General features: G+C 72.8%; 14 protein-coding genes. 8 read left to right on the forward strand and 6 right to left on the reverse strand.

Annotated elements, in window-relative coordinates:
- Window positions 1-27: 27 nt before the first annotated feature.
- The 8 genes from AC0NZQ_RS00355 to AC0NZQ_RS00390 are packed head-to-tail and all read left to right on the forward strand — an operon-like array spanning window position 28 to window position 9,730.
- Complete coding sequence (locus AC0NZQ_RS00355; protein WP_474527617.1) at window positions 28-807, forward strand: TIGR03084 family metal-binding protein; 780 nt, start codon at window positions 28-30, stop codon at window positions 805-807.
- Window positions 804-2,483 carry an acyclic terpene utilization AtuA family protein gene (locus AC0NZQ_RS00360; RefSeq protein WP_474527618.1) on the forward strand — a complete coding sequence of 560 codons (1,680 nt, stop codon included), beginning with the start codon at window positions 804-806 and terminating at the stop codon, window positions 2,481-2,483. Before AC0NZQ_RS00355 ends, AC0NZQ_RS00360 begins: the two co-directional genes overlap by 4 nt.
- The gene (locus AC0NZQ_RS00365; RefSeq protein WP_474527620.1) at window positions 2,480-3,625 is read left to right on the forward strand and encodes an acyl-CoA dehydrogenase family protein; all 1,146 of its coding nucleotides are present in this window, start codon (window positions 2,480-2,482) and stop codon (window positions 3,623-3,625) included. The genes AC0NZQ_RS00360 and AC0NZQ_RS00365 overlap by 4 nt, the downstream gene beginning before the upstream one ends.
- Window positions 3,622-5,220: an acyl-CoA carboxylase subunit beta gene (locus AC0NZQ_RS00370; RefSeq protein ID WP_474527621.1), complete on the forward strand. Its 1,599-nt coding sequence runs from the start codon at window positions 3,622-3,624 to the stop codon at window positions 5,218-5,220. Before AC0NZQ_RS00365 ends, AC0NZQ_RS00370 begins: the two co-directional genes overlap by 4 nt.
- Entirely contained in the window at window positions 5,217-7,181 is a 1,965-nt protein-coding gene (locus AC0NZQ_RS00375) for an acetyl/propionyl/methylcrotonyl-CoA carboxylase subunit alpha (protein WP_474527622.1), read from the forward strand. Before AC0NZQ_RS00370 ends, AC0NZQ_RS00375 begins: the two co-directional genes overlap by 4 nt.
- Window positions 7,181-8,341, forward strand: a complete 1,161-nt coding sequence (locus AC0NZQ_RS00380; protein ID WP_474527623.1) for an acyl-CoA dehydrogenase family protein — start codon at window positions 7,181-7,183, stop codon at window positions 8,339-8,341. Before AC0NZQ_RS00375 ends, AC0NZQ_RS00380 begins: the two co-directional genes overlap by 1 nt.
- A complete protein-coding gene (locus tag AC0NZQ_RS00385; RefSeq protein WP_474527624.1) occupies window positions 8,341-9,102 on the forward strand; it encodes an enoyl-CoA hydratase family protein in 762 nt (253 codons plus the stop codon). The genes AC0NZQ_RS00380 and AC0NZQ_RS00385 overlap by 1 nt, the downstream gene beginning before the upstream one ends.
- Before the next feature lie 28 nt (window positions 9,103-9,130).
- Entirely contained in the window at window positions 9,131-9,730 is a 600-nt protein-coding gene (locus AC0NZQ_RS00390) for a TetR/AcrR family transcriptional regulator (protein WP_474527625.1), read from the forward strand.
- Window positions 9,731-9,838: 108 nt separating this feature from the next.
- Here AC0NZQ_RS00390 and AC0NZQ_RS00395 read toward each other — a convergent pair whose 3' ends face one another.
- From AC0NZQ_RS00395 to folE, 6 genes are all read right to left on the reverse strand, one after another.
- Window positions 9,839-11,569, reverse strand: coding sequence for a DUF6779 domain-containing protein (locus AC0NZQ_RS00395; protein ID WP_474527627.1), 1,731 nt, complete (start codon window positions 11,567-11,569; stop codon window positions 9,839-9,841).
- Between the two features lie 52 nt (window positions 11,570-11,621).
- Window positions 11,622-12,101 (reverse strand): DUF3180 domain-containing protein, encoded by a 480-nt coding sequence (locus tag AC0NZQ_RS00400; protein ID WP_474527628.1) that lies wholly within the window; start codon window positions 12,099-12,101, stop codon window positions 11,622-11,624.
- Entirely contained in the window at window positions 12,098-12,586 is a 489-nt protein-coding gene (gene folK, locus AC0NZQ_RS00405; protein WP_474527630.1) for a 2-amino-4-hydroxy-6-hydroxymethyldihydropteridine diphosphokinase, read from the reverse strand. The genes AC0NZQ_RS00400 and folK overlap by 4 nt, the downstream gene beginning before the upstream one ends.
- Before the next feature lie 196 nt (window positions 12,587-12,782).
- The gene (gene folB / locus AC0NZQ_RS00410; protein ID WP_474527631.1) at window positions 12,783-13,148 is read right to left on the reverse strand and encodes a dihydroneopterin aldolase; all 366 of its coding nucleotides are present in this window, start codon (window positions 13,146-13,148) and stop codon (window positions 12,783-12,785) included.
- Window positions 13,145-13,945 carry a dihydropteroate synthase gene (gene folP / locus AC0NZQ_RS00415; RefSeq protein WP_474529371.1) on the reverse strand — a complete coding sequence of 267 codons (801 nt, stop codon included), beginning with the start codon at window positions 13,943-13,945 and terminating at the stop codon, window positions 13,145-13,147. Before folP ends, folB begins: the two co-directional genes overlap by 4 nt.
- A 41-nt stretch (window positions 13,946-13,986) precedes the next feature.
- On the reverse strand, window positions 13,987-14,574 hold the full coding sequence (gene folE, locus AC0NZQ_RS00420) for a GTP cyclohydrolase I FolE (RefSeq protein ID WP_474527632.1): 588 nt from the start codon (window positions 14,572-14,574) through the stop codon (window positions 13,987-13,989).
- Between the last annotated feature and the right edge of the window lie 7 nt (window positions 14,575-14,581).

Genomic DNA, 14,581 nt, shown 5'->3' on the forward strand with positions numbered 1-14,581 from the left:
TTTCGGCGACGCTGACAGGCTGCGCGGGTGACCGCCGACGCCGTGCTGGCCGACCTCCGCGCCGAGAGCGAGGAGTTGGACGCCCTCGTCGCCGGACTGCCGGCGGCGCAGTGGTCGCGCGCCACCCCCGCCGAGGGCTGGACGATCGCGCACCAGATCGGTCATCTCGCCTGGACCGACGCCGTGGCCACCACCGCGGCAACCGATGCCGCGGGCTTCGCCGCCCTGCTGGCGGAGGCAGCCACCGCCCCCGGCGACTTCGTGGACGCCGCCGCCGCCTCGACCGGAGGTGCGCCGCCGGCGGAGCTGCTGCAGTCCTGGCGCGCCGGCCGGACCACCCTCGCCGACGCCCTGGCCGCCGTCCCCGACGGCGTCAAGATCCCGTGGTTCGGCCCGCCGATGAGTGCAGCGTCGATGGCCACGGCACGGCTGATGGAGACCTGGGCGCACGGTCAGGACGTCGCCGATGCTCTCGGGGTCCGTCGCGAGCCCACCGATCGGCTGCGCAATGTCGCGCACATCGGGGTGCGCACCCGCGACTTCGCCTACGCCATCCGCGGGCTCACCCCGCCGGCCGCGCCCTTCCGCGTCGAGCTGACCAGCCCCGGCGGCGAGCTCTGGACCTGGGGTCCGGCCGACGCCGAGCAGCAGGTCGCCTGCGCCGCGCTGGACTTCTGCCTGCTCGTCACGCAGCGGCGACACCGCGCGGATCTGCGCGTGACGGCCGTCGGCGCCGACGCCGACGCCTGGTTGGAGATCGCGCAGGCCTTCGCCGGCGCCCCGGGACCAGGTCGGGCCCGGTCATGACCGAACCGCTCCACATCGCGAATGCCTCCGGTTTCTACGGCGACCGGGCCAGTGCCCTCTACGAGATGGTCACCGCCCCCGGCGTCGACGTGGTGACCGGCGACTACCTGGCCGAGCTGACCATGCTCATCCTCGGCCGGGACCGCATCAAGGACGCGAACCTCGGTTACGCCAAGACGTTCCTGCGCCACCTCGAGGTCGCCCTCCCCGCCGCGGCCGAGCGCGGCGTCAAGATCGTCACCAACGCCGGCGGGCTCAATCCGGCCGGACTGGCGAACGCCGTCCGCATCCTCGCCGACCGGCTCGAGCTCGACGTCGCCGTCGCCCACGTCGAGGGCGACGACCTGCGGGAGCGAGCCGCCGAGCTCGGGCTCGGTGAGCCGCTCGCCGCCAACGCCTACCTGGGCGCCTTCGGCATCGCCGAGTGCCTGCGAGCCGGTGCCGACATCGTGATCACCGGCCGGGTCACCGACGCCTCGCTGGTCGTGGGCCCCGCTGCCTGGCACCACGGCTGGACGCCGGACTCCCTCGACGCGCTGGCCGGGGCCGTCGTAGCCGGGCACGTCATCGAGTGCGGCCCCCAGGCCACCGGCGGCAACTACGCCTTCTTCACCGAGCTGCCGGACCGGGACCGGCCGCTGGGCTTCCCCATCGCGGAGGTCCATGCCGACGGCAGCGCGGTCATCACCAAGCCGCCGGGCACGGGCGGTGCCGTCACCGTCGGGACGGTCACCGCTCAGCTGCTCTACGAGATCACCGGCGCCCGCTACGCCGGGCCGGACGTCACCGCACGCTTCGACACGATCACCCTGACCGCGGAGGGGACCGACCGGGTCCGGATCAGCGGCGTCCGGGGCGAGGCGCCGCCGGCCACGCTGAAGGTCGGCTGCAACACCCTCGGCGGCTTCCGCAACGAGGTCACCTTCGTCCTCACCGGCCTCGACATCGAGGCCAAGGCGCAGTGGCTCCGGACCCAGCTCGCCGACGTGGACGCCACCTGGACCCTCGCCCGCACCGACCATCCGGACGCCGACGTCCAGGAGGAGGCAGCCGCGCTGCTCCGCTGCGTCGTCCGCGGTCCCGATCCGAAGGCGCTCGGACGGGCGTTCTCCGGCCGCGCTATCGAGCTGGCGCTGGCGTCCATCCCCGGTTTCCACGTCACCGCGCCGCCGGGCGAGGCGGCGCCCTACGGCGTCTTCACCGCGGCCACCGTCCCGGCGTCGGAGGTGCCGCACCTCGCGGTGCTGCCGGACGGGACGCGGATGGCGATCAGCCCCGCCCCCGTCACACAGGAGCTCGCCGACGTCCCGGCTCCCCCGACGCCGACCGCGCCGCCGTCGGGCGCCACCCGACGCGCGCCGCTCGGCACCATCGTCGGGGCGCGCTCCGGGGACAAGGGCGGGTCGGCCAATGTCGGGGTCTGGGCCCGGTCGGACGACGCCTACGCCTGGCTCTCCGCCGTGCTCACCGTCGCGCGGTTCCAGCAGCTGCTGCCCGAGACGGCGCAGCTGGAGGTGCGACGTCACGACCTGCCCAACCTGCGCGCCCTGAATTTCGTCGTCGAGGGCCTGCTCGGCGAGGGCGTCGCCTACAACGCCCGTCACGACCCGCAGGCCAAGGCCGTGGGCGAATGGCTGCGTTCCCGCGTGGTCGACATCCCGGAGGAGTTGCTGTGACAGCCGAGTTCGTCACCGAGGAGCGGCGCGCGCTGCGCGACACCGTCCGCCGCTTCGTCACGGCCGACGTCTTGCCGCACCTGGCGCAATGGGAGCAGGACGGCGAGCTCCCCCGCTCGCTGTCCCGGCGGGCCGGCGAGCTCGGCCTCCTCGGGCTCTCCTACCCCGAGGCCGTCGGCGGTGGCGGTGGCGACGCGGTGGACGCGGTCGTGCTGGCCGAGGAGTTCCACTACGCCGGCGGCTCCAGCGGTGCCTTCGCCTCGCTCTTCACCTCCGGCATCTCGCTGCCGCACCTCGTGCAGTCCGGGGACGCCTCCCTCGTCGACGCCTACGTCCGGCCCACCATCGCCGGGGAGATGATCGGCTCGCTGGCCATCACCGAGCCCGACGGCGGCTCGGACGTCGCGAACCTGCGGACGACGGCGAAGCGGGACGGCGACGAGTACGTGATCAACGGCGCGAAGACATACATCACCTCAGCCGTGCGCGGCGACTTCGTGGTGACCGCCGCCCGCACCGGTGATGCCGGCGCGCACGGCATCTCGTTGCTCGTGGTCGACAAGGGCACACCGGGTTTCACCGTGTCGCGCAAACTCGCGAAAATGGGTTGGCTCTGCTCCGACACCGCCGAGCTCTCCTACGTCGACGTCCGCGTGCCGGCCTCCCACCTTGTCGGCGAGGAGAACAGCGGCTTCGTGCAGATCGCGCAGAACTTCGTCTCCGAGCGGGTCGGCCTCGCCGTCCAGGCCTACTCCTGCGCGCAGCGCTGCCTGGACCTCACCGTCGAGTGGTGTCGTGAGCGGGACACCTTCGGCCGGCCGCTCATCAGCCGGCAGTCCGTGCAGCACACGCTGGCCGAGATGGCCCGCCGGATCGAGATAGCGCGCAGCTACACCCGCGCGGTGGCCGTCCGGGCAGTGGCCGAGCCCAATCTCATCCTCGAGGCCTGCTTCGCCAAGAACACCGCCGTCGAGACGGGTGAGTGGGTGGCGCACCAGGCCGTCCAGCTGCACGGCGGCATGGGCTACATGCGCGAGGCCGAGGTGGAGCGGCAGTTCCGCGACATGCGCATCATCGGCATCGGCGGCGGGACGACCGAGATCCTCACCGGGCTCTCGGCGAAGATGCTGGGTTACTCGTGAGCACCCTCAGGTCCCACGTCGACACGGCATCTCCGGACTACGCCGCCAACCGCGACGCGCTGCTGGAACAGATCGCCGGCATCGAAGCCGAGCACGCCAAGGCGGTCGCCGGCGGCGGCGAGAAGTACGTCGCCCGGCACCACAAGCGCGGCAAGCTGCTCGTCCGCGAGCGCATCGAACTGCTGCTCGACCCCGGTTCGCACTTCCTCGAGCTCGGCACCCTGTCGGCGTGGGGCAGCGACTACACCGTGGGAGCCTCGGTCGTCACCGGCATCGGTGTCGTCAACGGCGTGGAGTGCATGATCAACGGCTCCGACCCGACGATCCGCGGTGGCGCCTCCAACCCGTACACGTTGAAGAAGACCCTGCGCGCGAACGAGATCGCACTGCAGAACCGGCTGCCGGTCATCGGCCTCACCGAGTCCGGCGGCGCTGATCTGCCGACACAGAAGGACATCTTCATCCCTGGCGGTCAGATGTTCCGGGACCTGACGCGGCTGTCGGCGGCAGGCATCCCGACGATCTCGCTGGTCTTCGGCAACTCGACGGCCGGCGGCGCGTACATCCCCGGCATGAGTGACTACGTCGTGATGATCAAGGAGCGCTCCAAGGTCTTCCTGGCCGGCCCACCCCTGGTCAAGATGGCGACCGGTGAGGAGTCCGACGACGAGTCCCTGGGTGGCGCGGAGCTGCACGCCCGGCAGTCCGGGCTCGCCGACTACTTCGCCCGCGACGAGCACGACGCCATTCGCCTCGGCCGCGAGATCGTCGGCCGCCTCAACTGGCACAAGCAGGGTCCGACCCCGAAGCCGGAGGTGGTCGAGCCCCGCTATGACGTCGAGGAGCTGCTCGGCATCGTCCCCGCCGACCTCAAGACCCCCTTCGACCCGCGCGAGGTCATCGCCCGGCTGGTGGACGGCAGCGAGTTCGACGAGTTCAAACCCCTCTACGGCTCGTCGCTGGTGACGGGCTGGGCCAGCCTGCACGGCTACCCGATCGGCATCCTCGCCAACGCGCGGGGCGTCCTTTTCAGCGAAGAAGCGCAAAAGGCAGCGCAGTTCATCCAGCTCGCCAACCGCGCCGACACCCCGCTGCTCTTCCTGCAGAACACCACCGGCTACATGGTCGGCGCCGAGTACGAGCGCAACGGCATCATCAAGCACGGCGCGCAGATGATCAACGCCGTCTCCAACTCGACGGTGCCGCACCTGACCGTCACCATGGGCGCCTCCTTCGGCGCCGGCAACTACGGCATGTGCGGACGGGCCTACGGTCCCCGCTTCCTCTTCACCTGGCCCAACGCCAAATCAGCGGTGATGGGCCCCGCGCAGCTCGCCGGCGTCCTCTCCATCGTCGCCCGCCAGTCGGCCGCCGCCCGCGGTCAGGACTACGACGAGGCCGCGGACGAGCAGATGCGGCAGTACGTCGAGGCGCAGATCGAGAGGGAGTCCGTGGCGCCGTTCCTCTCCGGAATGGGTTACGACGACGGCATCATCGACCCGCGCGACACCCGCACCGTGCTGGGCATCGCACTGTCCGCCATCCACTCGGGTCCCGTCGAGGGAGCCCGCGGCTACGGAGTCTTCCGCCTGTGATCACGTCAGTGCTCGTGGCCAATCGCGGCGAGATCGCGCGACGGGTGTTCCGCACCTGTCGAACGCTCGGCCTGGCGACCGTGGCCGTCTTCTCCGATGTCGACGCCGACGCGCCGTTCGTGGCCGAGGCCGACGCCGCCGTCCGGCTGCCGGGCGCGACACCCGCCGAGACCTATCTGCGGGGCGATCTCGTCATCGCCGCCGCGCGCCGGGCCGGGGCTGATGCCATCCACCCCGGCTACGGCTTCCTCTCCGAGAACGCCGACTTCGCCCGCGCGGTGATCGATGCCGGCCTGATCTGGATCGGCCCGCCGCCGGAGGCCATCGACCGGATGGGCTCCAAGATCGAGGCCAAGAAGCTCATGGCGGCGGCCGGCGTGCCTGTGCTCACCGAGCTGCACCCCGGCGCCGTCACCGAGGCCGACCTGCCGGTGTTGATCAAGGCCTCCGCCGGCGGCGGCGGGCGTGGCATGCGGATCGTCACCGACCTCGCCGCCCTGCCCGACGAGGTCAAGGCGGCCCGGGACGAGGCGCAGAGCGCCTTCGGCGACCCGACCGTCTTCTGCGAGCCCTATCTCGCCACGGGCCGGCACATCGAGGTCCAGATCATGGCCGACACGCACGGCACCGTCTGGGCCGTCGGTGAGCGGGAGTGCTCGATCCAGCGGCGGCACCAGAAGGTCGTCGAGGAGGCGCCGTCCCCGCTGGTCGAGCGCACGCCGGGGATGCGCGACGAGCTCTTCGCCGCGGCCCGCGCGGCCGCGAGCGCCATCGACTACGCCGGCGCCGGGACCGTGGAGTTCCTCGCCGCCGACGACGGGCGCTTCTTCTTCCTCGAGACCAACACCCGGCTGCAGGTCGAGCACCCGGTGACCGAGTGCACCACCGGCCTGGATCTCGTCGCGCTGCAGCTTGCCGTCGCCGAGGGCGCCGCCCTCGACGCCGCACCGCCGGCCGCTACCGGGCACGCCATCGAGGTCCGGCTCTACGCCGAGGACCCCGCCGCGGACTGGCAACCGCAGTCCGGAGTGCTGCGCCGTCTCCGCGTGCCGGACGTCGACGTCGAGTTCGGCCTCACCGGCCGCGGCGCCGGACTGCGGCTGGACAGCGGGGTCGTCGACGGGTCGGTGGTCTCGGTCTTCTACGACCCGATGCTGGCCAAGGTGATCGCCTGGGCGCCGCAGCGGCGGCAGGCAGCGACCCGCCTCGCCACCGCGTTGGCCGGTAGCGAGATCCATGGCCTCGTCACCAACCGTGAGCTGCTGGTCCGGGTGCTGCGGCACGAGGCTTTCCTGGCCGGGGAGACCGACACCGCGTTCTTCGACCGCCACGGCCTGGAGACCTTGGCCGCGCCCTTGGCGGACGAGGCGGCCACCGAGCTCTCCGCCCTCGCCGCTGCCCTGGCGTGCGACAGCGCGGGGCGGGCGGCGGCGCCGGTGCTGCCGCAGCTGCCGTCCGGGTGGCGCAACGTGGTGAGCCAGCCACAGCTGGCACGCTTCGAGGGGCACGAGGTCCGCTACCGGCACGGCCGGGACGGGCTGCGGGTCGAGGGCCACGACGACGTCGCTCTGGTCAGCGCCGCGGCCGACCTCGTCGTCCTGGAGGTCGGCGGCGTGCGCCGACGCTTCCGGGTTGCCGTCGAGGGAACCGACGTCGAGGTCGACTCGGCGCTGGGTCCGGTGCGGCTGCGGCGGGTACCCCGCTTCACCGACCCCGCCGATCAGATCGCGGTCGGCTCGCTGCTCGCCCCCATGCCCGGTTCGATCGTCCGGATCGCGGTCGCCGAGGGCGACACCGTCGCCGCCGGCCAACCCCTGCTCTGGCTCGAGGCGATGAAGATGCAGCACCGCATCGACGCGCCCGCCGCCGGTGTCGTCAGCCGCCTGCCCGTCACGCAAGGTCAGCAGATCGAGGTCGGCGCCGTGCTCGCCGTCGTCGAGCCATCCGAAGGAGAGAACTAGTGGACTTCCGCGAAACCGAGGAGCAGCAGGCCCTGCGCAAGGCGGTCGCCGCGCTGGGCGGACGCTACGGCCACGAGTACGCCGCACCGCTAGCCCGACGTCGTGAGCCGCTGGCGGAGTTGTGGCAGGAGGCCGGGCAGAGCGGCTTCATCGGCCTGAACCTGCCCGAGCAGTACGGCGGCGGGGGCGCCGGCATGTACGAGCTGGCGCTCGTCTGCGAGGAGCTCAACACCGCCGGCTGCGGGCTGCTGATGATGGTGGTCTCGCCCGCCATCAACGGCACCATCATCAGCCGCTTCGGCACCGACGAGCAGAAGCAGCGCTGGCTGCCGGGCATCGCCTCGGGCGAGACGATCATGGCCTTCGGCATCACCGAGCCGGACGCCGGCTCCAACTCGCACAAGATCACCACCACCGCCAAGCGGGACGGCAGCGACTGGGTGCTCAACGGCCGCAAGTACTACGTCAGCGGCGTCGACCATGCGCAGGCCATCCTCATCGTCGCCCGCACCGAGGACCAGGACACCGGCAAGCTGAAGCCCGCGCTCTTCGCCTTCCCCACCGACACCCCCGGCTTCGAGTACACCGCCATCGACATGGACGTGGTGATGCCGGACAAGCAGTTCATGCTCTATCTCGACGACGTCCGGCTGCCCGCCGAGGCGCTCATCGGCGAGGGTGACGCGGCGCTGGCACAGCTCTTCGCCGGGCTCAACCCGGAGCGGATCATGGCGGCGGCGGGCTCGGTCGGCATGGGTCGCTACGCGCTGGACAAGGCGGTGAAGTACGCCAACGAGCGCAAGGTCTGGGGTGGCAAGCCGATCGGCACCCACCAGGGCATCTCGCATCCGCTGGCAAAGGCCAAGGTCGAGCTGGAGCTCAGCCGGTTGATGATGCAGAAGGCCGCGTCGCTCTACGACGCCGGCGACGACATGGGGGCGGGCGAATCGGCGAACATGGCGAAGTACGCCGCCGCGGAGGCCTCCATCGCCTGCGTCGATCAGGCGGTGCAGACCCATGGCGGCAACGGCCTGGCCCACGAGTACGGCCTCGGCAACCTCATCATCGGCGCACGGGTGGCCCGCATCGCGCCGGTGAGCCGCGAGATGATCCTCAACTTCGTCGCCCAGTTCTCGCTGGGCCTGCCCAAGTCGTACTGATGGCGCTCGTCCGTCGAGAGGTCGACCGCGGCATCGTCACGCTCACGCTGGACTCGCCGCAGAACCGCAATGCGCTGTCGGCACAGCTGGTCGGTGAGCTCACCGAGTTCCTGGTGTCGGCGGCCGCGGACGGGAGCGTCCGGGCCGTCGTCCTCACCCACACCGGTCGGGTCTTCTGTGCCGGGGCGGATCTGAAGGAACAGGCCGGCGAGGGCGGACCGCAGGCCGGGACGCAGCGCATGCTGGACCTGATGCGCAGCATCGTCGACCTGCCCAAGCCGGTGGTGGCGCGGGTCGACGGCGCGGTCCGTGCCGGCGGCATCGGCGTGGTCGGCGCCTGCGACATCGCCCTGGTCAGCGAGGCCGCGAGTTTCGCCTTCACCGAGGTGCGGCTGGGGCTGGCGCCGGCGATCATCTCGCTCACCACCCTGGGCCGGATGACCGAGCGCGCCGCATCGCGGTACTACCTCACCGGCGAGACCTTCGGCGCCGAGGAGGCTGCGTCCTGCGGGCTGGTCACCGCGGTGGCCGGTGACCTCGACGCCGAGGTCGGCACCGTCCTGGCGGCGCTGCGGGCATGCTCGCCGCAGGGTCTGGCCGAGACCAAGCCGCTCACCACCGCGACGGCGGCCGCCGCCTTCGGCGAGCGTGCGGAGCAGATGCAGCAGCTCAGCGCGCGGCTCTTCGGCTCGGACGAGGCCCGCGAGGGCATGACGGCCTTCCTGGAGAAGCGGCCGCCCCGCTGGGCGGCAGACTCGTGACACCCCTCATGACAGGGCGTGGGGTCGCGTGACCGGCCTGGACACCCGGCAGCCGCAGCAGGACCGCTCGCGGGCGACCCGCGCCCGGCTGCTCGAAGCCGCCATCGAGTCCTTGGCCGAGCTGGGGTGGTCGGCGAGCACGGTGGCAGTCGTCGCGGAGCGGGCCGGGGTGTCACGCGGTGCCGCGCAGCACCACTTCCCGACCCGAGAGGCGCTCTTCACCGCCGCACTGGAGCACGTCACCCGCGAACGCGGCGAGCAGCTGCGCCGCGAGCTGGGCGAGCATCCGGGCGGAGTCACCACCGACCGCATCGTCGAGGTCGTCTTCGACCTCTTCAGCGGGACGTTCTTCCGTGCCGCGCTGATGCTGTGGGTGGCGGCCGCAGCCGAACCGTTGCTGCGCGAGCAGATCGTCCCGCTCGAGGCCCGCATCGGCCGCGAGGTCCACCGGCTGGTGGTCGACGTGCTCGGGGTGGACGAGCGCCGTCAGGGCGTGCGGGAGACCGTCCAGGCGACGCTGGACCTGGCCCGCGGCCTCGGCCTGGCCAACCTACTCACCGACGACAGCCAGCGCCGGGCCGGTATCTCGCGGATGTGGGCGCGCACGCTGGACGAGCGACTCCGGTAGCGCCTCGTCGACCATCCTCGCTCGTCGCGTACGTCGGGCGGTGCGCGAGGTCACGACGACGCAGCCGGGTCCCGGCGCCGCCGGCGCACGGGATCGGCGCCGACGCGTTTAGCGGTCCGCGGACGTCTCCCGCGCCAGCAGCCGGGCCAGCAGCTCGCTGCCGTCGTCCTCGCCCTCGTCGCGACGCCGCCGTCGGCCGCCGGCATTGCCTGCCTCGGTCGCTGCGGGCGAGGGCTGGGGCGATGCCGCCGGTGCTGCCTGCTGCGCCGGTGCACCGCCCGCGGCGTGACTGCCGTGACGGGCTGGCGTCTCCTCGTCGGCAGCCCGGCGGCGGCCACGGTAGTTGGCGTGGTCCGGTCCCGGCGCGGACGGGGTGTTGCTGCCGTTGGCCTTCGCGGCGGGCTGACCATTCCCGCTGCCGTTGACGTCCTTGGCGGGGGAGCCGCTGCGGCCACGCTCCGGGGCACCGCTGTCGACCACGGGGTCGAGCGCGAAGTCGGTGAAACGGCTCAGGCGCGGTAGGGAGGCGAAGGGATCGGCCGGCTCAGCGGGTGCGACCGGCTCGGCAGGCTTCGCGGCCTTCGCCCCCGCGGCGGGCTTGGCGGCCTTCGCGTCGGCGACGGGCTCCACGGGCTTCGCCGCGGCGGCGGGCTTCGTCGACGTCGCCTCGTCGGCGGGCTTCACCGCGGGCGTCTGCGCCGGGTTCCGATCGGTGCGGGCGACGGCGGCCTCGGCGGCCGGCTGCTGCCGGGCCGGCTGCGCGGCCCGCGGCTGGCCGTCGGTCTGCGGTTGTCCGCTGTCGCGGCCGGCAGCCGAGCCGGCGACTCCCTGCGCGGGGGCCGCCTCCGCCGGACGGGTCAGCGGCTTGAGCGTCGGGACTCCGTTGGCCGGGCGGGCGACGGGCTGCTCGTCGGCTCGGCCGGGGCGCTGCTGTGCCGCTTGCTGTCCCGACTGCGGCGCTGCCGGGCGACCCACCTGCTGGGGGGCGCCGGCGCTGCGGGAACGGACCGCCTCGTCGGCGGCCTGCGAGACCGGCTGCCGGGCCGCCGGAGTCTCGGGACGGGCGGCGGCCCCGTTCGGCTGCGACGCCCGTGCGTGACCGGGACGGCCGGCGGGCTGCTGCGCGATCGGCTGCTGGACGGGCGACTGCGGTGCGGTCGGGGGCTGCATGCCGGACTGCGCCGGGCGGACATCTGCCTCGACCTCCGCGGTCGGACGGCTGACCGGACGGACCCGCGCCGGCTCCACCACGGGCCGGACGGCCAGCCGCGGGTCGTTGGTGGCGTTCGCGGCGAGGAGCAGGTCGCGCATGGCGGGCAGGCCACCGTTGACGTCCTTGAGCTGGCGCACCTCGTGCTGCAGCGCCTCGAGGTCCGAGCCGATCAACCGGGTCGTCTCGATGCGTTCCAGCCGCAGCTGGCCACCCACCTTGTCCAGGATCTCCTGGCGCAGCTCAGCAATCTCGTGACGCAGCGCGGCGGTCTCGCGTCCGACGGCGGTGCTGATCTCCCGGCTGATGAGGCGCTCCAGCCGTGCCTCCCACGACCGGCGGTCGTCGGCGTCGTCCCGACGCTCGACGGCTCGCGCCTCGCGGACAGCGATCTCGCGGCCGGGGTCGTCACCCGACTCGAGGCCGGGCGCGCGGCGGGCGCCGAACATCGAGTAGGCGCCGAGCAACAGTCCCCACAGGCCGACAAGCATGCCGATCCGCATGCTCTTCTGCGTCTCGCTGGTGACGGTCAGCCAGACCGCCACCGCCCCGAGGGCGATGGCCACGGTGAAGCCGATGCTGCGCAGCACGACGGCACGCGTGAGCGGCGGCTTCTCGGGCGGAGGCACCGGGCCAGTTTAGACACCGAGCCTGACCTTCCCCGACAGACCGAAGAGAATCTCAGGTACCGCGTCGGGCCCCGCGCTCGTCGCTGCCGGGGTCGATCCCGGCCCGTTCCAGCGCCATCCCGGCCAGGACCACCAGCACCGCCGCGAGCAGCAGCAGGCCGCCCACCCCGGCGTCGTGTTCGGCCGCGTCGACGGCGCCGACGTCGGGGAGCACGCGCAGCAGCAACCCCACAGCGGCACCGGCCACACCGGCTCCCACGAGGGCCGAGGCCTTGCCGAGGGCGACGAAGCGGGCGATGGCCAGGGCGGCCATCGGCTTCGCATCCGGATCGTGCCGGACCGCCGCCCGGACACGCCGTGACGAGACCCACTCCACCACCGCCAGCACGGCCAGCGGGAGCGGGACGAGGTACTGCAGCGGCGGCAGCGAGTCGTAGCTGAGGCGGAGCAGCAGGTAGACCACGCCCGTCACCACGGCGAAGGGGATGGCGAGGTCGCTCCAGGCCGTACGGCGCATGCCGGGCCGACTCATGTGAGCTCCACCTCGCTGCGGCGGACGGCGGCGACCTCGTCACCGGGCAGGTCGGCGAGCCAGGCGCTCACCGAGCGTCCGGCGAGTGTTGCCAGCGGGTCGAGCGCAGCCCACGGCACCAGGACGAAGGCGCGCTCCGTCGCCCGGGGATGGGGCAGCGTGAGCACCGGGTCGTCGCTGCGGACGTCGTCCACGGTGACGACGTCGACGTCCAGCGTCCGGGGGCCCCACCGGACGTCACGTGTCCGCCCGGCCGCCTGCTCGGCGTCGTGGGCGCGCTGCAGCCAGTCCCGCGGCGTCGCGTCCGGATCGTCGACGACCAGCACGGCATTGAGGAAGTCGTTTTGCTCGACCGGGCCCCACGGCGGCGTGGCGTAGACCGGTGACACCGCCCGCAGCCACGGCCGCAGGCTCTCGACGGCCAGCTGCAGCTGCGCAGCCGGGTCGCCGAGATTGGCGCCGATCGACAACACCGCCGTGCTCATCGGCGTCCCCGCCGGCTTCGGGGCCCCGACCCACCCGGCTGAGTGGACCCCGCCCCACCCGGTTGAGCGGGCCCCGCCCCACCGCGCCGAGTGGGCCGAAAAGCTGCTGAGTGGGCCGAAATACCGGCCCACTGAGCCCCGAACGGCCCACTCACCGGGGCGGGGGCGGCGCCGGTGTGGCGGACGGCCGGGGTGGTCACGTCGCCCGCTCGCGACGGATGGTGACGGCCACATCGGCGAAGGTGAGCGGGATGGGCGCCTGCGGCTTGTGGACGGTGACGGTTGCGGCGTCGACCCGGTCGTCGGCCAGGCAGACCTCGACCAGCCGCTGCGCCAGCGTCTCGAGCAGGTCGACCGGCTCCCCCGCGACAACGGCGGCGAGACCCTCGGCCAGCTCGCCGTAGTGGACGGTGTGGGTCAGGTCGTCGGTGGCGGCGGCGCGCGCGGTGTCGAGTTCGAGCACGACGTCGACGACGAAGTCCTGACCGTCGCGTCGCTCGAAGTCGAAGACGCCGTGGTGACCGCGGACGGTGAGCCCCCGCAGGGCGATGGTGTCGGTCATCGGACCGCCCGCCGGATCGCCGCGATCGCCCGCGCCGCGTCGACCGAGCGTCGCACCTCGTGCACCCGCACCCCCCACACCCCGGCGGCGGCGCAGTGCGCGGTGATGGCGGTCGTCGCGTCCTCGCGGTCGCCGACCGGACGGGGAGTCCCGTCCTCGTCCGCGAGCAGCCTGCCGAGGAAGGACTTGCGCGAGGCGGCGACGAGGACAGGCAGCCGCAGCTCCAGCAGCACCGGCAGCGCGGCGAGGAGGGCCCAGTTGTGGGCCGCGGTCTTGGCGAAGCCGAGCCCGGGGTCGACGATCAGCCGGTCCTCGGACACTCCCGCGGCGAGGGCCGCGTCGACCCGCTCCCGCAGCTCGTCGGTGACGTCCTTGACGACGTCGTCGTAGACGGCCAGCTCGGACATCCGGTCGGAATGCCCCCGCCAGTGCATCAGGCTCCAGGGACAGCCGGCGTCACGCACCACCCGCACCATGTCGGGGTCGGCGAGGCCGCCCGAGACGTCGTTGACCATGACGGCACCGGCGTCGAGCGCAGCAGCGGCCACCGACGCGCGGTAGGTGTCGATGGAGATCGGCACCCCCGCCGCGGCGAGCTCCGTGACGACGGGCAGCACCCGCCGCAGCTCCTCCTCGGTGTCGATCCGCCGGGCGCCGGGCCGGGTGGACTCCCCACCGACGTCGACCAGGTCGGCACCCTCGGCGCGCAGCCGCAGGCCGTGCGCCACCGCCGCGTCGAGGCGCTCGTGTCGGCCGCCGTCGGAGAAGGAGTCCGGCGTCGTGTTCAGGACGCCCATGATCGTGATGCGGTCGTCGCGCACCGGCACCACCGTCACGGCTATCGCCCCAGGATCAGGCTGAGCGCCTCGGAGCGGGTGCGGGGGTCGGTCTTGAAGATCCCGCGCACCGCCGACGTCATGGTCTTCGACCCCGGCTTGCGGATACCCCGCATGGACATGCAGAGGTGCTCGGCCTCGACGACGACGATGACGCCACGGGGGCGCAGTCGCTCGGCCATGGCGTCGGCCACCTGCCGGGTCAGCCGCTCCTGGACCTGCGGCCGGCGGGCGTAGAGATCCACCAGCCGCGCCAGCTTCGACAGCCCGGTGATGCGGCCGTCGGCACCGGGGATGTAACCGACCGCCGCTGTCCCGTGCCACGGCACCAGGTGGTGCTCGCAGGTGGAGTAGAGCGGGATGTCCTTGACCAGCACCAGCTCGTCATGGTTCTCGGCAAAGGTGGTCTCGAGGACGTCGGCCGGTTCGACGGCGAGGCCGCCGAAGACCTCGGCATAGGCCTTGGCCACCCGCGCCGGGGTCTTCTGCAGGCCCTCGCGGTCCGGGTCCTCACCGAGGGCGAGGAGCAGCTCGCGGACCGCTGACTCGGCGCGGGCCACGTCGATGCCGAGCATCTCGCTGTCACTCATGGGTCCA

The organism is Jatrophihabitans sp. sgz311053 (assembly GCF_056135305.1).

Excerpts from the sequence above, each read along its gene's own strand:
- folE (WP_474527632.1), bottom strand. The coding sequence starts at position 14,574 with ATGAGTGACAGCGAGATGCTCGGCATCGACGTGGCCCGCGCCGAGTCA.
- AC0NZQ_RS00385 (WP_474527624.1), top strand. The coding sequence starts at position 8,341 with ATGGCGCTCGTCCGTCGAGAGGTCGACCGCGGCATCGTCACGCTCACG.
- folB (WP_474527631.1), bottom strand. The coding sequence starts at position 13,148 with ATGACCGACACCATCGCCCTGCGGGGGCTCACCGTCCGCGGTCACCAC.
- folK (WP_474527630.1), bottom strand. The coding sequence starts at position 12,586 with ATGAGCACGGCGGTGTTGTCGATCGGCGCCAATCTCGGCGACCCGGCT.
- AC0NZQ_RS00360 (WP_474527618.1), top strand. The coding sequence starts at position 804 with ATGACCGAACCGCTCCACATCGCGAATGCCTCCGGTTTCTACGGCGAC.
- AC0NZQ_RS00400 (WP_474527628.1), bottom strand. The coding sequence starts at position 12,101 with ATGAGTCGGCCCGGCATGCGCCGTACGGCCTGGAGCGACCTCGCCATC.
- folP (WP_474529371.1), bottom strand. The coding sequence starts at position 13,945 with ATGGGCGTCCTGAACACGACGCCGGACTCCTTCTCCGACGGCGGCCGA.